At 35.2% G+C, this 17,315-nt stretch carries 18 protein-coding genes and 1 pseudogene; 9 read left to right on the top strand and 10 right to left on the bottom strand.

Features of this window, described 5'->3' with window-relative positions:
• Window positions 1–96 precede the first annotated feature (96 nt).
• The 4 genes from J3D55_RS03180 to J3D55_RS03195 all read right to left on the bottom strand — a co-directional run bounded on the left by J3D55_RS03180 (window position 97) and on the right by J3D55_RS03195 (window position 4,087).
• Window positions 97–441 carry a hypothetical protein gene (locus J3D55_RS03180; RefSeq protein ID WP_259127926.1) on the bottom strand — a complete coding sequence of 115 codons (345 nt, stop codon included), beginning with the start codon at window positions 439–441 and terminating at the stop codon, window positions 97–99.
• On the bottom strand, window positions 434–2,485 hold the full coding sequence (locus tag J3D55_RS03185) for a S9 family peptidase (protein ID WP_259127929.1): 2,052 nt from the start codon (window positions 2,483–2,485) through the stop codon (window positions 434–436). Before J3D55_RS03185 ends, J3D55_RS03180 begins: the two co-directional genes overlap by 8 nt.
• An 87-nt stretch (window positions 2,486–2,572) precedes the next feature.
• Window positions 2,573–3,313, bottom strand: coding sequence for a uroporphyrinogen-III synthase (locus tag J3D55_RS03190; RefSeq protein ID WP_259135015.1), 741 nt, complete (start codon window positions 3,311–3,313; stop codon window positions 2,573–2,575).
• A 12-nt stretch (window positions 3,314–3,325) separates the two neighbouring features.
• Window positions 3,326–4,087, bottom strand: coding sequence for a DUF4271 domain-containing protein (locus J3D55_RS03195; protein WP_310466736.1), 762 nt, complete (start codon window positions 4,085–4,087; stop codon window positions 3,326–3,328).
• Here J3D55_RS03195 and J3D55_RS03200 point away from each other — a divergent pair.
• The 4 genes from J3D55_RS03200 (at window position 4,071) to J3D55_RS03215 (ending at window position 7,515) form a co-directional block, all read left to right on the top strand.
• A complete protein-coding gene (locus tag J3D55_RS03200) occupies window positions 4,071–4,787 on the top strand; it encodes a polyprenol monophosphomannose synthase (RefSeq protein WP_259127930.1) in 717 nt (238 codons plus the stop codon). The two genes, J3D55_RS03195 and J3D55_RS03200, sit on opposite strands and share 17 nt — an antisense overlap.
• Window positions 4,784–5,161: a DUF4296 domain-containing protein gene (locus J3D55_RS03205; protein WP_259127932.1), complete on the top strand. Its 378-nt coding sequence runs from the start codon at window positions 4,784–4,786 to the stop codon at window positions 5,159–5,161. Before J3D55_RS03200 ends, J3D55_RS03205 begins: the two co-directional genes overlap by 4 nt.
• A 6-nt stretch (window positions 5,162–5,167) precedes the next feature.
• Complete coding sequence (gene tgt, locus J3D55_RS03210) at window positions 5,168–6,301, top strand: tRNA guanosine(34) transglycosylase Tgt (protein WP_259135020.1); 1,134 nt, start codon at window positions 5,168–5,170, stop codon at window positions 6,299–6,301.
• A gap of 101 nt (window positions 6,302–6,402) precedes the next feature.
• On the top strand, window positions 6,403–7,515 hold the full coding sequence (locus tag J3D55_RS03215) for an LptF/LptG family permease (protein WP_259127933.1): 1,113 nt from the start codon (window positions 6,403–6,405) through the stop codon (window positions 7,513–7,515).
• Here J3D55_RS03215 and J3D55_RS03220 read toward each other — a convergent pair.
• The gene (locus tag J3D55_RS03220) at window positions 7,509–8,222 is read right to left on the bottom strand and encodes a biotin--[acetyl-CoA-carboxylase] ligase (RefSeq protein ID WP_259127934.1); all 714 of its coding nucleotides are present in this window, start codon (window positions 8,220–8,222) and stop codon (window positions 7,509–7,511) included. The genes J3D55_RS03215 and J3D55_RS03220 overlap by 7 nt on opposite strands.
• An 85-nt stretch (window positions 8,223–8,307) precedes the next feature.
• Here J3D55_RS03220 and rsfS point away from each other — a divergent pair, with 85 nt between their 5' ends.
• The 5 genes and pseudogenes from rsfS to J3D55_RS03245 all read left to right on the top strand — a co-directional run bounded on the left by rsfS (window position 8,308) and on the right by J3D55_RS03245 (window position 12,981).
• Window positions 8,308–8,670, top strand: coding sequence for a ribosome silencing factor (gene rsfS / locus J3D55_RS03225; RefSeq protein ID WP_259135022.1), 363 nt, complete (start codon window positions 8,308–8,310; stop codon window positions 8,668–8,670).
• A 22-nt stretch (window positions 8,671–8,692) separates the two neighbouring features.
• A complete protein-coding gene (gene ftsH, locus J3D55_RS03230; RefSeq protein ID WP_259127935.1) occupies window positions 8,693–10,705 on the top strand; it encodes an ATP-dependent zinc metalloprotease FtsH in 2,013 nt (670 codons plus the stop codon).
• A gap of 135 nt (window positions 10,706–10,840) precedes the next feature.
• Window positions 10,841–11,422 carry an LUD domain-containing protein gene (locus J3D55_RS03235; protein WP_259127936.1) on the top strand — a complete coding sequence of 194 codons (582 nt, stop codon included), beginning with the start codon at window positions 10,841–10,843 and terminating at the stop codon, window positions 11,420–11,422.
• 24 nt (window positions 11,423–11,446) lie between these two features.
• Window positions 11,447–12,320, top strand: a pseudogene (locus J3D55_RS03240) (phosphatidate cytidylyltransferase).
• A 4-nt stretch (window positions 12,321–12,324) separates the two neighbouring features.
• Window positions 12,325–12,981 (top strand): phosphatidylserine decarboxylase family protein, encoded by a 657-nt coding sequence (locus J3D55_RS03245; RefSeq protein ID WP_259127938.1) that lies wholly within the window; start codon window positions 12,325–12,327, stop codon window positions 12,979–12,981.
• A 239-nt stretch (window positions 12,982–13,220) separates the two neighbouring features.
• Here the strand turns inward: J3D55_RS03245 and J3D55_RS03250 are convergent, their stop codons facing one another.
• From J3D55_RS03250 to J3D55_RS03270, 5 genes are all read right to left on the bottom strand, one after another.
• Window positions 13,221–13,568 carry a DUF1801 domain-containing protein gene (locus J3D55_RS03250; protein ID WP_259127939.1) on the bottom strand — a complete coding sequence of 116 codons (348 nt, stop codon included), beginning with the start codon at window positions 13,566–13,568 and terminating at the stop codon, window positions 13,221–13,223.
• 24 nt (window positions 13,569–13,592) lie between these two features.
• Complete coding sequence (locus tag J3D55_RS03255) at window positions 13,593–15,431, bottom strand: ABC transporter ATP-binding protein (RefSeq protein ID WP_259127940.1); 1,839 nt, start codon at window positions 15,429–15,431, stop codon at window positions 13,593–13,595.
• A 171-nt stretch (window positions 15,432–15,602) separates the two neighbouring features.
• Window positions 15,603–16,403 (bottom strand): M28 family metallopeptidase, encoded by an 801-nt coding sequence (locus J3D55_RS03260; RefSeq protein ID WP_259127942.1) that lies wholly within the window; start codon window positions 16,401–16,403, stop codon window positions 15,603–15,605.
• Window positions 16,378–16,524 (bottom strand): hypothetical protein, encoded by a 147-nt coding sequence (locus J3D55_RS03265; protein WP_259127943.1) that lies wholly within the window; start codon window positions 16,522–16,524, stop codon window positions 16,378–16,380. The genes J3D55_RS03260 and J3D55_RS03265 overlap by 26 nt, the downstream gene beginning before the upstream one ends.
• Before the next feature lie 322 nt (window positions 16,525–16,846).
• Window positions 16,847–17,236: a DUF4293 family protein gene (locus J3D55_RS03270; protein WP_259127944.1), complete on the bottom strand. Its 390-nt coding sequence runs from the start codon at window positions 17,234–17,236 to the stop codon at window positions 16,847–16,849.
• Window positions 17,237–17,315: the final 79 nt, after the last annotated feature.

Below are 17,315 nucleotides of genomic sequence, written 5' to 3' on the forward strand. Positions count from 1 at the left end.
TCTAATTAAGATGAATCATTTTAATCTTAATGGTTTAAACCAACAAAAACAAAAATGGAAAGTAAAATTTACTCTCCATTTTTTATTTTAAATCAATTAAATTAATTCTTCGTCCTGAAAATACTGAATAATCGCTTTTTTCATGAGAATCTGCTGTTCATTCGGTTTTAGTTCCGGAAGTTTTTCCAGTTCCTCGAAATGAGGAAATCCGTCGTCGTCATAATGCGAAAATTTATAATATCCAAAAGGTTCCAACAATCTGCAAACCGCGATGTGAAGTAGATTAAGCTTGTCGTCTTTCGTATATTTCTGTTGTCCGCTTCCCAATTCCTGAAGTCCTATTAAAAACAAATAGGTTTCAATGGGAGCGTCTTTTTCGGTGTCAAAATTTTCAATGAAAAACTGTTGTATTTTCTGCCAATATTCTGCGTCGTTACTCATCTTTTTTCTTTTCTAATTTTAATAAAAAGGCATATTCTAATGCGTCTTCCTTCAATGATTCAAATCTTCCGCTTGCTCCTCCGTGTCCGGCGCTCATATCGGTTTTAAAAACTAAAAGATTGTCATCTGTTTTTAATTCTCTCAACTTTGCCGTCCATTTTGCGGGTTCCCAATATTGAACCTGGGAATCGTGTAATCCTGTTGTAATCAATGTATGTGGGTAATCTTTGGCTTCAATATTGTCGTAAGGCGAATAAGATTTCATGTAGTGATAATATTCTTCGTCATTCGGATTTCCCCATTCGTCGTATTCACCGGTTGTTAAAGGAATTGTTTCATCCAGCATTGTTGAAACTACATCCACAAAAGGAACTTGCGCTACAATCCCGTTGAATAAAGCAGGGTCGTAATTCATGACAGCTCCCACCAACAATCCTCCTGCGCTTCCGCCCATTGCGTACAGGTGTTTTGATGAAGTGTAATTTTCTTTAATTAAATATTTTCCGGCATCGATAAAATCAAAGAACGTGTTCTTTTTAAACAACATTTTCCCGTCTTCATACCATTCTCTTCCTAAATATTCACCGCCACGAATATGGGCAATTGCATAGATGAAACCTCTGTCTAAAATCGACAATCTTACATTCGAAAAGCTCGCATCAACCGTATGTCCGTAACTTCCATATCCGTATAAAAGGACAGGTGTATCTGCAGATTTTTTAGTGTCTTTATGATATACCAAAGAAATCGGAACTTTCGCTTCTCCATCTCTGGAATCTGCCCAGATTCTTTCGGAAATATAATTTTCAGCAACGAATTTTCCACCCAAAACTTCCTGTTGTTTTAGAAGTTTGGTGGTTTTTTCCTTCATGTCATATTCATACGTCGAACTTGGCTGAGTAAGAGAAGTGTAACCATAACGCAAGATTTCTGTATCAAACTCCAAATTAACCCCGATATAAGCGGTATATGTAGGATCTGAAAAAGGTAAATAATACGAATCCTGAGTTTTTTCGTCGATGATTTTGATCTGTAATAAGCCTTCTTCTCTTTCTTCAAGAACAAGATAGTTTTTAAAGATCTCAAAACCTTCCAATAAAACTTTTTCACGGTGAGGAATTACATCTACCCAGTTTTCCATTCCGCAATTGTCGATTTTTGCTTTTACAATTTTGAAATTGAGAGCGTCATCTGCGTTGGTAATGATGTAGAATTCGTCTTCGTAATGTTCCACGGAATATTCCAGATCTTCAATTCTTGACTGAATGATCGTCCAATCTGTAAAAACATTATCCGCCGGAATAAATCTGTGCTCATCCGAAATCGTACTCGAACTTGCAATGAAAATATATTCCAACGATTTTGTTTTAAAAACAGTGACATCAAAAGTATCATCCTTTTCATGGAAAATTAAAATGTCTTCTGAAGAATCTGTTCCTAATTTGTGTCTGTACACCTGAAAAGCTCTTAAACTTTCATCTTTTCTGGTATAGAAAACATGCTCGTTGTCTTTTGCCCAGACTGCTTTTCCTGTGGTATTCAGGATTTTATCAGGAAGAAATTCTCCTGTTTTTAAATTTTTAAAATTAATGGTGTAGATTCTACGGCTTACATTATCGCTTGAAAATGAAGCTATTTCGTTATTTGGAGCAACCGAAACACCTCCGACTTCAAAATAATCTTCTCCTTCTGCTAAAATATTAACATCAAGAATGATCTCTTCTTCGTTGTCTAAGCTTTTATATTTTCTGCAAAAAATAGGATATTCTTTTCCTTCCTCATAACGCACGATGTACCAGTATTCGTTGAAGAAATACGGCAAAGATTCGTCATCTTTTTTGTATCGCGCCTTCATTTCTTCAAAGAGCTCTTCCTGAAGAGTTTCTGTATCTTTCATCACAAATTCTGCGTAGGCATTTTCTTCTTCAAGATATTTTGTGACCTCGGGATTTTCTCTTTCGTTGAGCCAAAAATAATTGTCAACTCTTTTATCGCCGTGTATTTCGAGTGTTTTTTCTATTTTTTTTGCCTGTGGAGCTTTCATTCAATATTAATTCTTGTTCAAATTTAATTAAAAAAAAACCATCTTTCCTGTATGAAAAGACGGTTACTTTATTTTTTATATTAAAACCTATTTGTGCAAAGCTTTAATGTACTTTTCCAATGCCATTGTCATGGACGGAGTTTCTTTTGTAGGAGCCATTAAATCTACCTTTAATCCCGCTTCTTCCGCTGCAGCTAAAGTCGTTGATCCGAAGACACCGATTTTAGTTTCATCTTGTTTGAAATCCGGGAAATTCTGTTGTAATGACTTAATTCCTTGAGGACTGAAGAAAATTAGCATGTCGTAATCCTTAATCGTAACATCAGTAAGGTCACTGCAAACTGTTTTATACATGATTGCTCTTGTCCAGTTGAGATTGGCAGCATCTAATGTTTTAACGGTTTCCGGGCTCGATACATCTGAAGATGGCAACAAATACTTTTCAGTCGGGAATTTTTTGAAAAGAGGAAGTAGATCTGCGAAGTTTTTCTCCCCAAAACTGATCTTTCTTTTTCTGTAAACAATATGCTTTTGAAGGTAATTGGCAATTGCTTCCGACTGACAGATGTAACGCATCGTATCAGGAACTGCAAAACGTAATTCTTCAGCTAATCTGAAGTAATGATCTATGGCATTTTTACTCGTGAAAATAATCCCCGTGTATTGCGTAAGATCAATCTTCTGAGTTCTTAATTCTTTATTGTCAACTCCTTCGACGTGGATGAAAGGGCGGAAATCAATCTTTATTTTTTCCTTCTTTGCTATATCCAAGTATGGAGAGGACTCACTAGGCGCAGGTTGTGAAACCAATATAGACTTTATTCTCATCATTTACTTTTATTAAAAAAATAATAGTTTCCAAAGCAATAATAATGGTGCTATTTGGAGGGTGCAAATATACAAAAATTTATAATACCATTTCTCGGGTAAGATCTTGTTCTTGTGAAATAAATAGAAAAAAACTTTGAAAATGAATACTATAGCGAAAAATGATAAATAATATAAAAACAATTTATTTCTGTCGACCGGGAAATAGTAGTGGGTTACACATAAAATTATTAATAAAAATGACAGAATGAAATAAAATTTTGTGGAGGTGAAGTAGAAAACAGTCCATTTTTTTCCGTCACCTATACTTTGATAGAATAAAAACCCTAAACTTGATTTTATTAAATAAAAAAGTACAATTGCAATTAAACAAAACCCAAATTTGTTCAGTTGATATCCCGCAATCTGTAAATCGGCAACAAATTTCGGGACAGTAGGGACGTATTGTGAAATTAAAACCGCTAAAGTGAGAGCAATCACACAGGACGTAATTACCCAGCTCGGAAGGTTGTTACTCGCATCAAAATATTTTTGAAGCAGGAAATCTTTCAGGTTGGCTTCTCTCTCTACGATATTCATCATAAAAAGGTATAAAAATATGCAGCCCAACAATATAAAGATTACCCAATCGTTGTTCTCAGGTATTCTTATATGATTTGTAATATTTTGTGATAACAGCAAAGGAATGTTTTTTGCAAAATTATAGATTATTTTGTATAAAATAAAAAGGTTAAATAAACTATCTTTGCAAACTGAAATGAAAAAACTGGTCATAATTCCGACTTACAACGAAAAGGAAAATATTGAAAATATTATTTCCGCAGTTTTCGCATTGGAAGATGACTTCCATATTTTGGTGGTGGATGACTCGTCTCCCGATGGAACGGCGGAGCTTGTGAAGGATTTGCAGAAGAGGTTTCCGCACTATTTGCACTTGTCTATCAGAAAGGTGAAAGATGGTTTAGGAAAAGCTTATATCCACGGTTTCACATGGGCGATCGAAAATAAATACGATTATATTTTTGAAATGGATGCCGATTTTTCTCACAATCCAAACGACTTGCCGAAACTTTTTGAAGCCTGTAAAAATGCAGATATGGCAATCGGTTCCCGTTATTCTAAAGGAGTAAACGTTGTGAATTGGCCAATGGGAAGAGTTTTACTTTCTTATTTTGCTTCAAAATATGTGAGATCTGTTTTAGGACTTTCAATTCATGATACGACGGCAGGTTTTGTATGTTTTTCAAGAAAAGTGCTTGAAGATGTAGGGTTGGATAATGTAAGATTAAAAGGGTACGGATTTCAGATTGAAATGAAATTCAGAGCTTTTAAAAAAGGATTCAAAATTGTAGAAGTTCCTATTATTTTTACAAACAGAATCTTGGGAGAAAGCAAAATGAATGGCGGAATCATTCATGAAGCGGTTTTTGGAGTATTAAATTTAAAATGGAAATCTATAATCAACAGATTATGAAAAAATTGATCTTCATTTTCGTTCTGATGTGCATGTTTTCTTGCGGAGATTATATCGACAAGCCTAAAAATCTTATTCCTAAAGATCAGATGGCAGAAATTCTGGCTGATTTATCAATTAATGATCAGGCAACTTTCATGTATCCGAATTCCAATCTGGAAGCCGGAACGAGATATGTTCTGAAAACGCATAATGTAAAATCCAATGATTTTGTAGAAAGTTTTAAATACTATACCATCAAAGATAAAATGAAGGGGATTGCAGAAGATGCCCAAAAAATATTAGTAGAAAAAGATCCGAAAGCAGATAAATACATAAAGGATAAAAAAAGTAAAACAATAATTCCTCAAAATATTCCTGCTTTATCAAGATAATTAATGATGCAAAAATTTTTTAATATAGAAAAAACCTCGGAGGGGAAGGCTAGAGCAGGAGAACTTATCACAGATCACGGTAAAGTTCAGACGCCGATTTTTATGCCTGTAGGTACTGTAGCAAGCGTAAAAACAGTACACCAAAGAGAATTAAAAGAAGATATAAAAGCCCAGATTATTCTGGGTAACACGTACCACCTTTACCTTCGCCCGGGAATGGAAACGATGCAGGATGCAGGAGGTTTACACAAATTCATGAACTGGGATCTTCCTATTCTTACAGATTCAGGAGGTTTTCAGGTATTTTCACTTTCAGGAAGCAGAAAAATGTCTGAAGAAGGAGTGAAATTCAAGTCTCATATCGACGGAAGCTATCATTTGTTTACTCCGGAAAAGTCAATGGAAATCCAAAGACAGATCGGAGCAGATATTTTCATGGCTTTTGACGAATGTGTTGCTTATCCAAGTGGATACAACCAGGTAAAAGCTTCTATGGAAATGACTCATAGATGGCTAAAAAGATGTATCGACTGGAATGAAAAAAATCCGGAATTATACGGTTACAAACAAAGATTTTTCCCTATCGTTCAGGGTTCTACTTTTTCAGATTTAAGAAAAATCTCAGCGGAAGTAATTGCAGAAGCAGGCGCAGAAGGAAATGCAATCGGCGGACTTTCTGTGGGTGAACCTGAAGATGAACTATACAGAATCACTGATGAGGTGACTGATATTTTACCCAAAGATAAACCCAGATATTTGATGGGAGTAGGAACTCCATGGAATATTCTGGAATCCATCGGATTGGGAATCGATATGATGGATTGCGTAATGCCGACAAGAAATGCAAGAAACGCAATGTTGTTTACTTGGCAAGGCGTCATGAACATGAAAAATGAAAGATGGAAAAAAGACTTTTCGCCTTTGGATGAGTTTGGAACGAGTTTCGTAGATAGAGAATATTCGAAAGCGTATGTGCGTCATTTATTTGTTTCTAAAGAATATTTGGCAAAACAAATCGCTTCAATTCATAACTTGGCATTTTATTTAGATTTAGTAAAAGTAGCGAGAGAACATATCTTAGCAGGAGATTTCTACGAATGGAAAAATTCTGTAGTGCCCGTTCTTCGTCAAAGACTTTAATTAAAATGTAGGGGAGTCCCGAAGGGACGACTTAAAATACGGTAGGATAAAATCCTGTCAGACTTAAAAACAGAATAAGGAAAAAATAAAAACGCAGTAAAATGCTAAAAATTATAGACCGATATATTGTTAGAAAATACCTTGGAACTTTCAGTTTCATGTTGATTTTGCTGTCTATAGTTGTTTTGGTGATCGATGTTCAGCAGAAAATTCCTAGAATTGAAAATGCAACGGCAATAGATCCCAAACTGAATGTTACTTACTTTTTAATTCATTTTTACCCATTCTGGATCATCAATCTGGTGATGACTTTCCTTTCGATTTTGGTGTTTATTTCGGTGATTTATTTCACATCGAGAATGGCAAATAATACCGAAATTGTTGCTGTAATCAGCAGTGGCGCCAGTTTTCACAGATTTGCAAGACCCTATTTACTTACGTCTTTGTTTATTGCGATTTTGTCGTTGGGAATCAATCATTTTGTATTGCCTTGGGCGAATATTCAGAAAAACCAATTAGAAGCTTATACGTACAATGCTGCCAATAAAGAAAAGGTTTTGGGGACAGCTCCGGTTTCCGCACAATTAAGCAAAACAGAATATATTTTCATTAATTCGTGGAATAAAGGTGCACAAAGAGGGTCAGGATTCTTATATCAGAAGTTTGATAAAAACAGAAAAATGATGTATGAATTAAAGGCTTCCGACGTTTCCTGGGATAAAGATAAGAAGTATTTTGTACTGAATTCTTACACCGAAAAGACCATCAATAAAGACAATACTGAAAAATTAGCCAGCGGTTTTGATGTAAAGAAAAAATATGGTCATGGTCCGGAAGAGCTTTTTCCGAACGAACTTTTAGGTCAAAATAAAACAACTCCCGAACTTTTAAAATTCATTAAAAGAGAGACGGAAAAGGGAAACAGCAATTTGAATACCCACCTGAATGAGCTTTATCAGCGGACTTCAATGCCTGTTTCTGTTATTATTCTTACGTTTTTGGCACTTTCGCTTTCCTCGCAAAAGAAACGTGGAGGGTTGGGAATTAACCTGGCTTTAGGTATTTCCCTGGCTTTCGTATTTGTATTCTCATTTGAAGCCTTAAAAGTGGTTTCCGAGAACAAAAGTATGTCTCCGGCTTTGGCAATGTGGTTTCCCAATATTGTCTTTTTCCCGCTTGCGGCGTATCTTTATCTAAAAAGAGCGAATCAATAAAGCAATTTTATTTCTTTGTGATAAAAAGATTGTAAACCGTCTTCCAGCTCAATCCAGAGTTCACCTTTTTCGTCAGCTTGTCTGATGATGCCATTTTGTCGTTTTCCGTTCAATTCAAAAACCGAGATTTCATCTTTTCGGAATAAATTAGCATTAAAACGATCCATAATTTCCTGTTCGGAAGGAATGTTATTTAATTTTTCGATTAAAAAATCATGAAGGCTTAAAGTGAATTTATCAAGGTTAAAATACTTTCCTGTCTGGGTTAAAAGCGATCCTGCATTAGATATTTCCTCAAATTTTTCCTGAAGAATATTAAATCCTGCACCGATAATGAAATAATTATTTTGGTTAATTTTTTTCTTCTCAATTAAAATCCCAACGATTTTTTTATTTTTTAAAATAATATCATTCGGCCATTTTATTTTCACTATATTTTCAGTCAAATTGGCAAGGAAATCGCTAATGATAATTGCGGTATAGTAATTGAACATAAAATCCGAGATTGTAAAGTGCATGCTCTTTACAGCCAGAGTAAAAGCTAAATTCTTTTCAGCCGTTGATGACCAGGTATTTCCATACTGACCGCGACCTTTCGTCTGGTTGAATGTATGAAGGGAAATAAAATCCGAATTTTCGTAAAGTAAAAACTTTGAAATTTCGTCATTAGTAGAAGAGCACTCCTTTAAGTAGAATAATTGACTCATTTAAGAAAACTTTAAGACTTTAAAAGGCTAAAAGTAAGGCTAAAGTAAAAGAAAAACAATAAATTTGCAGATTATAGATATTTTAATGAACAAAACAGCAGAAAAGCAGGCGCTAATAGATAAAATTGTAGAGGCTATCCAAGATGTAAAAGGAGAAGATATTATGATCTTCGATCTTTCTAAAATTGAAAATTCAGTGGCAGAAACCTTTGTGATCTGTAGTGGAAACTCGAATACACAAGTATCTGCATTAGCGGGAAGCGTAGAGAAAAAAGTAAGAAACGACCTTAAAGACAGACCTTGGCACGTAGAAGGTACCGAAAACTCAATGTGGGTTTTGGTAGATTATGTGACAGTGGTAGTTCATATTTTCCAAAAAGAAACCCGTGAATATTATGATATTGAGGAACTTTGGGGAGATGCGGCAATCACAAAAATCGAAAGTTAATATTAAATTTTAAAAAGTATAAATGAACAATAAAGGATTTAACTGGTTTTTTCCGATTGCGATCATAGCTCTTTTGTTATTCTTTATCCCTAATTTTTTAGGCGATAGCAGTGCGAAATCTATTGATGAGGATGGTTTCTTCAGGGAAATGCAAACGGGGAAAGTTCAGAAGGTGTTAATAGATAAGCAGGCTCAAAAAGCTGATGTATTTTTAACACAGGCTGCTAAAACAGCAACCGTAAAAAAAGACGATAAAGCAAACCCTTTTTCAAGTCTTGTAATGACTCCTAAGGCGGATTATAGCCTTAAATACGGAGACTTAAGACTTTTCTTAGAAAAATTTGATGCAGTAAAACAGCAAAATCCGGCAATAAAGACATCGAAAGATTATGCAGAAGGAGAAAGTCCGTTAACGGGATTTCTTGTTCAGGCATTAATCTGGATCACCATTTTAGGATTATTTTATTTCCTTCTTTTCAGAAAGATGGGAAGTGGAGGTGGTCCTGGTGGACAAATTTTCTCTATCGGAAAATCTAAAGCTAAACTTTTCGACGAAAAAGAAAGAATTCAGGTAACATTTAAAGATGTTGCAGGATTGGAAGGTGCAAAAGAAGAGGTGCAGGAAGTTGTAGATTTCTTGAAAAACTCAGAAAAATATACGAAACTGGGAGGTAAAATCCCTAAAGGTGTACTTTTGGTAGGACCTCCGGGAACAGGTAAAACGTTGTTGGCGAAGGCTGTAGCGGGTGAAGCTAAAGTTCCTTTCTTCTCACTTTCAGGTTCAGATTTCGTAGAAATGTTTGTGGGAGTTGGAGCTTCGAGAGTAAGAGATCTTTTTGCTCAGGCTAAAGCTAAATCTCCAGCGATTATCTTTATCGATGAGATCGACGCAATCGGTCGTGCAAGAGGAAAAAACAATTTCTCTGGCGGAAACGACGAAAGAGAAAATACATTGAACCAACTTCTTACTGAGATGGATGGTTTCGGAACAGACGTGAACGTTATCGTAATGGCTGCAACCAACAGAGCGGATATCTTAGATAAAGCTTTAATGAGAGCAGGTCGTTTTGACCGTTCGATTTATGTAGACCTTCCGGAATTACACGAAAGAAGAGAGATTTTTGATGTTCATTTATTGAAAATCAAATTAGATGATACTGTTGACAGAGATTTCTTAGCAAAACAAACTCCGGGATTCAGCGGAGCAGATATTGCTAATGTTTGTAATGAAGCAGCATTAATTGCAGCTAGAAATAGCCATACTTCGGTTACAAAACAAGATTTCCTTGATGCCGTAGACAGAATTATCGGTGGTCTTGAAAAGAAAAATATGGCAATCAAACCTTCAGAAAAAAGGAGAGTTGCTTATCATGAAGCAGGACACGCTACCATCTCTTGGTTGGTAGAACATGCTGCACCACTTTTAAAAGTGACGATTGTACCGAGAGGACGTTCTTTAGGAGCAGCTTGGTATCTTCCGGAAGAAAGACAATTAACGACTACAGAACAAATGTTGGACGAGTTATGTGCAACATTGGGGGGTAGAGCTGCAGAGCAGGTGATATTTAACAATATTTCAACAGGTGCGCTTTCTGATTTAGAAAGTGTAACGAAAAGAGCTCAGGCTATGGTTACGATCTATGGACTAAGCCCGAATATTGGTAATATTTCTTACTATGACAGTTCAGGTCAATCGGAATACAGTTTCGGAAAACCTTATTCTGAAGAAACGGCTAAGAAAATTGATGTTGAAATTAAATCAATCATCGAAAACCAATATCAGAGAGCAGTTCAGATTCTTACTGATAATAAGGATAAACTGGATGCTTTGGCGACTAAGCTTTTAGAAAAAGAAGTGATCTTCCGTGAAGACCTTGAGGATATATTCGGAAAAAGAGCATGGGATCCTGAATTGACAGAGAGACCTGTAACGAATACAATTCCTGTGGTTGGAGAAATTGGAGAGCCAATTGTTATCAAAGAAAAAGAAGGCGAAAGTGAAATTCAGGCTCCTGAGAGTCCGACTCAACTTTAAAAATTCTTTAAAACAAATAGATAAAACCTGACAGTTTCAAAATTGTCAGGTTTTTTCATATTTATCGGCATATTTTTGGATTTCTATCTAATTAATTTTATATTTTTGTATAAAGTTGATTAAAAATAAATTAAGTTGAATTTATTCAAGAAGATTGTAAGCAAACTTACCAACCAGCCTGAAGAAGACGAAAAACAGAGTCTGGAAAAGCTAGGAGATTCGCTAAAAAATGCGGATCTCGACTATAAGTTTGCCCAATTGTTTACGCATTCCGGAGGTTTTTTTAATTATTGTGCAGATGAAGCGGAGGCTTTGCAGACGCTAAACCAGATCATCAAAATAGAAGGAATCAACAATCTTTTTTGTTGGGATAAAGATCTTCAGAACTTTTTGAATGTCGTAAAGACTCCTTATACTTCCGAATTGCAAAGCCAGAATGACGCAAGTTTCATCACCTGCGAATATTTAATTGCTTATGACGGAAGGATCATGCTTTCTCATAATAATATTCTTCATTACCATTCTTCAAGATTGCCCAATAAAATTATCATTATGGCAAATGTTTCCCAGATCGTGAATAATCTGAACGATGCAATGGGAAAAATAAAAAGAAACGGAAATATCAAAAATCTTACTTCTATCAGCGGAGGACAATCGAAACTCGATACCTCTTCCAATACCAATACAAAACTGTTTTTATTGCTGCTTGAAGATTAAGCATCAACTTCTAAATTTAAAATTTTGGACAAAAATCTCATTCAAAGAACCCTATCAGGAATTGTTTACGTTGCCGTCATCATTCTTTGTACAACTCCGCTTGGAGCGCATTTAATCAATAGTATTTCTCCCGGTCTTGTAAAGCAGGAATATTTATACTACGGTTTAATCACGTTTTTGATGAGTGTCGGTTCTTGGGAATGTTTTAAAATAATGAAATTCGGGAAAGGCTACGAAAGATTCGTTGTGTTTCCTTTAGTGATTTTTATCTTTTTTGTCTTTTCTAAAAGATATTTTCATTTTGATTTCTTCTTTGATTTCAGGATAAGTGAAATTCTGGCGTTGGTATTAATTATCATTGCTGTAGTCACTTTATTTAAATATCCGAACGAACTGTACTTCGACAGCGGAAAACTGATTTTCACGGTCATTTATGTGGCTCTGCCGTTCAGCTTTGCATTAGGCTTACCCAAGTTTCTCCAGCTTTAACGATTCATTTTCACTGGAGGTTCTTTTCCTGTTTATTTTGATATGGAGTAGCGATACTTTTGCGTATTTAACGGGGAAATTCTTCGGAAAACATAAAATGGCTCCTAAAATTTCTCCTAAAAAAACCTGGGAAGGCTATATTGGCGGAGTAGTTTTAACTTTAATTTTATCTTATTTCATCGAGCAATATCATCCCGATCTTCGCGGAAACTGGATGATTGTCGGGTTTTTAGTGGCCGCATTTGCTCCTGCAGGAGATTTGGTGGAAAGTCAGCTGAAAAGAAATTTCGCGGTAAAAGACAGCGGAAACATCATTCCGGGGCACGGTGGAGTATTAGATAGGCTGGATAGTTTTTTAATCTGCGTTCCTGTCGTATATTTGTACTTTATTTTAGAAAAATTTATTTAATCTCATGAAACTACACAGAGAATCAAAAGGAACGATTACTGTAGCAACCATCCTTTTTATTATATTGGGTGTACTGGCTATTTATTTTCTTAAAATGTGGTCGTTGTTGATCATCCTGCCTTTATTGGTAATTTACAGCTTAGTATTTTGGTTCTTCCGAGTTCCGAACCGTGATATTCTGGATCACAAAGAAAACGTTATCGCTCCTGTTGACGGGAAAGTGGTGATGATAAAAGAAGTGGATGAGGATGAATTTATTAAAGGAAAAGCCATTCAGGTTTCTATTTTTATGTCTCCTTTAAATGTTCATATTTGTAGATATCCCGTTTCAGGAAAAGTGATTTACAAAAAATATCATCCGGGAAAATACTTGGTTGCTTGGCACGAAAAATCTTCCACAGAAAACGAAAGAACAACCATCGCTGTTGAAAGTTTAACTAACCATAAAGTGGTGTTCAGACAAATCGCAGGATATGTTGCAAGAAGAATTGTATTCTATTGTAATGAAGGCGATGACGCAAAAGCAGGACATGAGTTCGGTTTCATCAAATTCGGTTCAAGAATGGATATTTTTCTTCCTTTGGATACGGAGATCGTTTGCAAAATCGGAGATATCACAAAAGGTGGTATTGATGTGATTGCAAGAATGAAAGAAGATTAAGATTTAATCAAAATATATTAGAAGACTGTTTCGGAAGAAGCGGTCTTTTTTTGTTTTATTTAAACACAAATATCACCAATATTTTCACGAATGAACACGAATGGTAATATTTAAACGTAATATTTTCATCAATAGGAACGGGCTTTAGTCCGTTTAACAAAAGTAAAACCATCAAATTGGCTTTAGCCAAAACCTAATACCTCTCGAATTACTGCAACCTAAAAACTACAATCTGCAACCTACTTTATATACTGCTTCACTTCATTAATCAACCTCAAAATAAACTCCACCGGCAAATCCTCCTCGCTATCAATTAACAGGATTTTAAACTTCTTTCTACCTTCCTGAAGCAATTCCGGATGATCGAGTCTGTCGCCGTGATAGAAACTTACGTAATGTTTCTTGTGTTTTTTGCTATAATACAAATAACACAGCATTTTCTTTTTATACTTAAAAAATGGAAGCCCAAAGCTCAATGTTTCGGTTATATTTTCAGTATCGGATTCAAGGATCTTTTTGCGCAAAAAAAGAAGAGTACTTCTATCAGGCTCTTCAATTCTGTAGAAATACTCTTGTATGGGGTTCATTTTAAATTGTAATTTAAAAAGATTTTAATCGAAATTCTGTAGCTCAACCAATTTGTTATACATTCCTTTTTGGGCGATAAGCTCGTGATGGGTTCCTTGTTCTACGATGATACCTTTTTCCATCACCACAATCCAGTCGGCTTTTTGAATGGTTGAAAGTCGGTGGGCGATTACCAAAGAAGTTCTGTTTTCCATCATTTTTTCCAACGCGTCCTGAACAAATCTTTCGGATTCTGTATCCAACGCAGAAGTTGCTTCATCCAGAATCATGATCGGTGGGTTTTTCAATACGGCTCTTGCGATAGAAACCCTTTGTTTCTGACCTCCGGAAAGCTTTCCTCCATCATCTCCGATATTGGAGTCATATCCTTGTGGAAGATGGGTGATAAATGCATCTGCATTGGCAATTTTCGCTGCTTCAATCACTTCTTCTCTCGTGGCATCAGGTTTACCCATCAAAATATTGTTGTAAACCGTATCATTAAATAAAACGGATTCCTGCGTTACCATGCCGAGAAGTTGGCGGTATTGCTTTAATTTTAAATTTTTAATATCAATTCCGTCAATGAGAATTTCACCTTCCGAAACATCATAAAATCGTGCTAAAAGATTGGCAATCGTAGTTTTCCCACTTCCACTTTGTCCGACAAGCGCAACGGTCTTCCCTTTTGGAATGGTTAATGAGAAATTCTTAAGTATGGTGTGGTCTTTATCATAATAAAAACCAATATTATTAAATTTAATTTGCTCGTTAAGCGTAGAAATGTCAACAGGATTTGCTACTTCATCAATTTTTACATCTGCATCAAGGATTTCCAAGACTCTTTCCAAAGAAGCTTCTCCTTTTTGAACGTTACCGATGGAAGTAGACAAACTTTTCACAGGAGGCAAAATCTGGAAGAAAATACCTAAGAAAACAAGAAAATCTGCAGGGGAAATACTTTGTTCTACGATAATCTGTTTCCCACCGTACCAAGCAATAATTAAAAAAGTAACAGAACCCAAAAATTCGCTCATCGGAGATGCCAGTTCTTTTTTTCTTCCTAATCTTATCGAGCTGTTGATCCATCTTTGCATAGACTGCATAAAACGGTTGTCCATTATTTTTTCAGCACTGAAAATCTTAATCACTTTTGTAGATTTCAGCGTTTCGTCTACGATAGAGAAGATATTTCCCATCTCGTTTTGAGCTTCATGAGAATCTTTCTTCAGACTTTTCCCGATAAGAGCAATCATCGTTCCCATTACCGGTAATACAAGCAATGAGAAAAGCGTCATTTCTGTACTTAAGAAAAAGAGCGTCACCAATGTACTTACCAACATAAATGGCGCATTGATTAATTCTACCAAACTTCCCAAAATATTTCCTTCTACTTCACCAACATCATTGGACATACGGGACATTAAATCTCCTTTTCTGCTTTCTGTAAAAAAAGATACAGGTAAAGCAAGAATCTTTCTGTACATCGCACCTCGAAGGTCTTTTGTAACTCCTACACGATAATTGATCAATAAAAAGGAACCTAAATATCTGAAAAGATTTCTCAGTAAAAACATAAAAGCCGTTATAACACACAGCCAAGCCAATACTTGAAGAGCGCCATGTTCCGTAACTAAATTCTGAACATAATAATTGGCATAATCTTTTAGATAAGAGAAAAAATCTAAGATCTCCCCGGAATAAACAGGAGCAGTTTCATATTTTTCTGGCTTAATGGTTCCGAAAAGCATTCCCAAAACCGGCAAGATTGTCCCTAAGGAAGCAATCTGAAATACAGAATACATAAGATTGAAAAATAAACTTCCGTAGATGTATTTTCTGTGTGGTCTTGCGAACTTTAGTATTTTAAGATATTGGTTCATTTAATGAAAAAATTGGATAGCAAAATTACGTAAAATTAAAAGATTAGACGTTTCTAACTTGATCTTACTTTACTAATATGTTTGAATTGTAGTTTATTTGTTACAATATATTTTAATTAGAAATGAAAAACCACCAAAAAATGGTGGCCGTGCGATATAATTAAAATTTTATTAAAATCTCACTTTGTCGTTATACTTCGGAGTAAAATTAGTCGGCGTCAGTTTTTCCAAAGTCTTTCCAAAATTATTGATGATCTGTGTCATATTATCAAAATCTACAACATGAAGATCATCGCTTTCATTGTGATAATGCGTTGCTTTAGTCATATCAACCGTTGAAAAAGAGTGCGCAATGATTTTCTTTTTTACAAAGCTTACATTATCCGATCTGTAGAATAACTGTTCTGAAGCATAAGGATCCGGATTTATTTTTAAACCGTTCGCCGCACTTTTATTAAATAATTCATCTAAATCTGAAACATCGTCACCCGTCATGAACAAAGCATTTTTTCCGAATGCAGATTCTGTTGCTACCATTTCAAAATTGAAAAGTGTAGCAAGGTTGTTATAAATTTTATCTAAATTCTGATCTTTAGAAATCGCTCTTGATCCCAACATTCCTTTTTCTTCGCCATTAAATGCTATGAAAACCATTGAGAAATCCGGAGTTTTATTTTTAAAATAATCTGCAATTCCTACCAACGTTGTGATTCCGCTTGCGTCGTCGTCTGCTCCGTTGTAGATGTTGTCTTTAGGATTTTTACTCGTTCCGATGTGGTCGAAATGTCCTGAGAAACCTAAATATTGAGCAGTTTTTCCTTTCTTAACTCCACAAACATTATAAACTGTTTTTCCTTTATAATCAAACGGAACCAAATAAGAATTTCCGGTACAATATTCTAAATTGTTTTCCTTGAAAAGCGTTGCAATATAATTGGCAGCATTTTCATTCTCCTGAGTTTCCGATCTCACGACCTTTCATATCGTCCGAAGCCAATGTTGAAAGTACCGTCTGGATTCTTTCTTTTGAAACTTCCTGCGCGAAAGTAAATAAGGAGAAGAGTGAAAAAGTAAGATAAGTTAGTTTTTTCATTTTAAATTAAAATTTATTTGGTAATCTGTCGCAGTTTAAACGGAAATGTTGCAGTTAAATTTTATTTTCCCTTTTTCTTCTCTGATTTCACCGCTGATTGTATAGCTTTTTTTGTTGAAAGATCCTTGTCAAGGTTTTTAACCTTGACAAGGATTAGGAAGTACAGATTTTAAGGGATAGTTGTGCATACTTTTCTTTTCAATCAAAAAATATAATATAAAAATCTGTGAAATCCGTGGGAAATAAAGAAGAATTTAAAGTTAAAAAACAAAAAAACAGCTCCTAAAAAGAAGCTGTTCTCACTCAAAAAATCGTTGTAAGGTTATCGAAGTCTGTCGACAGATTTTACGAGCCTCTCATCTTTCTTGATATAACTGTTTGAAATAAACAAACAGATCATCGCAATCAATGGGAAAATTGGCTCAATACCCTTCTCAGGAATTTGCATTCCTCCGGATAATTTTAGCAACCAGTAAATCAATACACCAATCAACAAAGCGTTTATAATGATACTGATGTTATTCAGCAAAATTTGTCTTTTTCTGTTTTTAAAGCTGAATACACTTAGTAATCCAACCAAAACAAGTACCACACAACCGATATTAATTACAGGAATGCTATCGGAAATGATAACATCTTGCCCTGTAACGAACAGGAACACAGCAGCCAAAACTGCTAAAAAAGTCCATATAGTCTGTATTCTTTGTAGCATCGAATATTAAATTCTAGGCAAAAGTACTATAAATTTTGCACAATTCAAAAATAAGTGTAGATTTGCATTATACGAATGC

Origin of the sequence: Chryseobacterium ginsenosidimutans (assembly GCF_024807225.1) — a bacterium.
GTDB lineage: Bacteria > Bacteroidota > Bacteroidia > Flavobacteriales > Weeksellaceae > Chryseobacterium > Chryseobacterium ginsenosidimutans.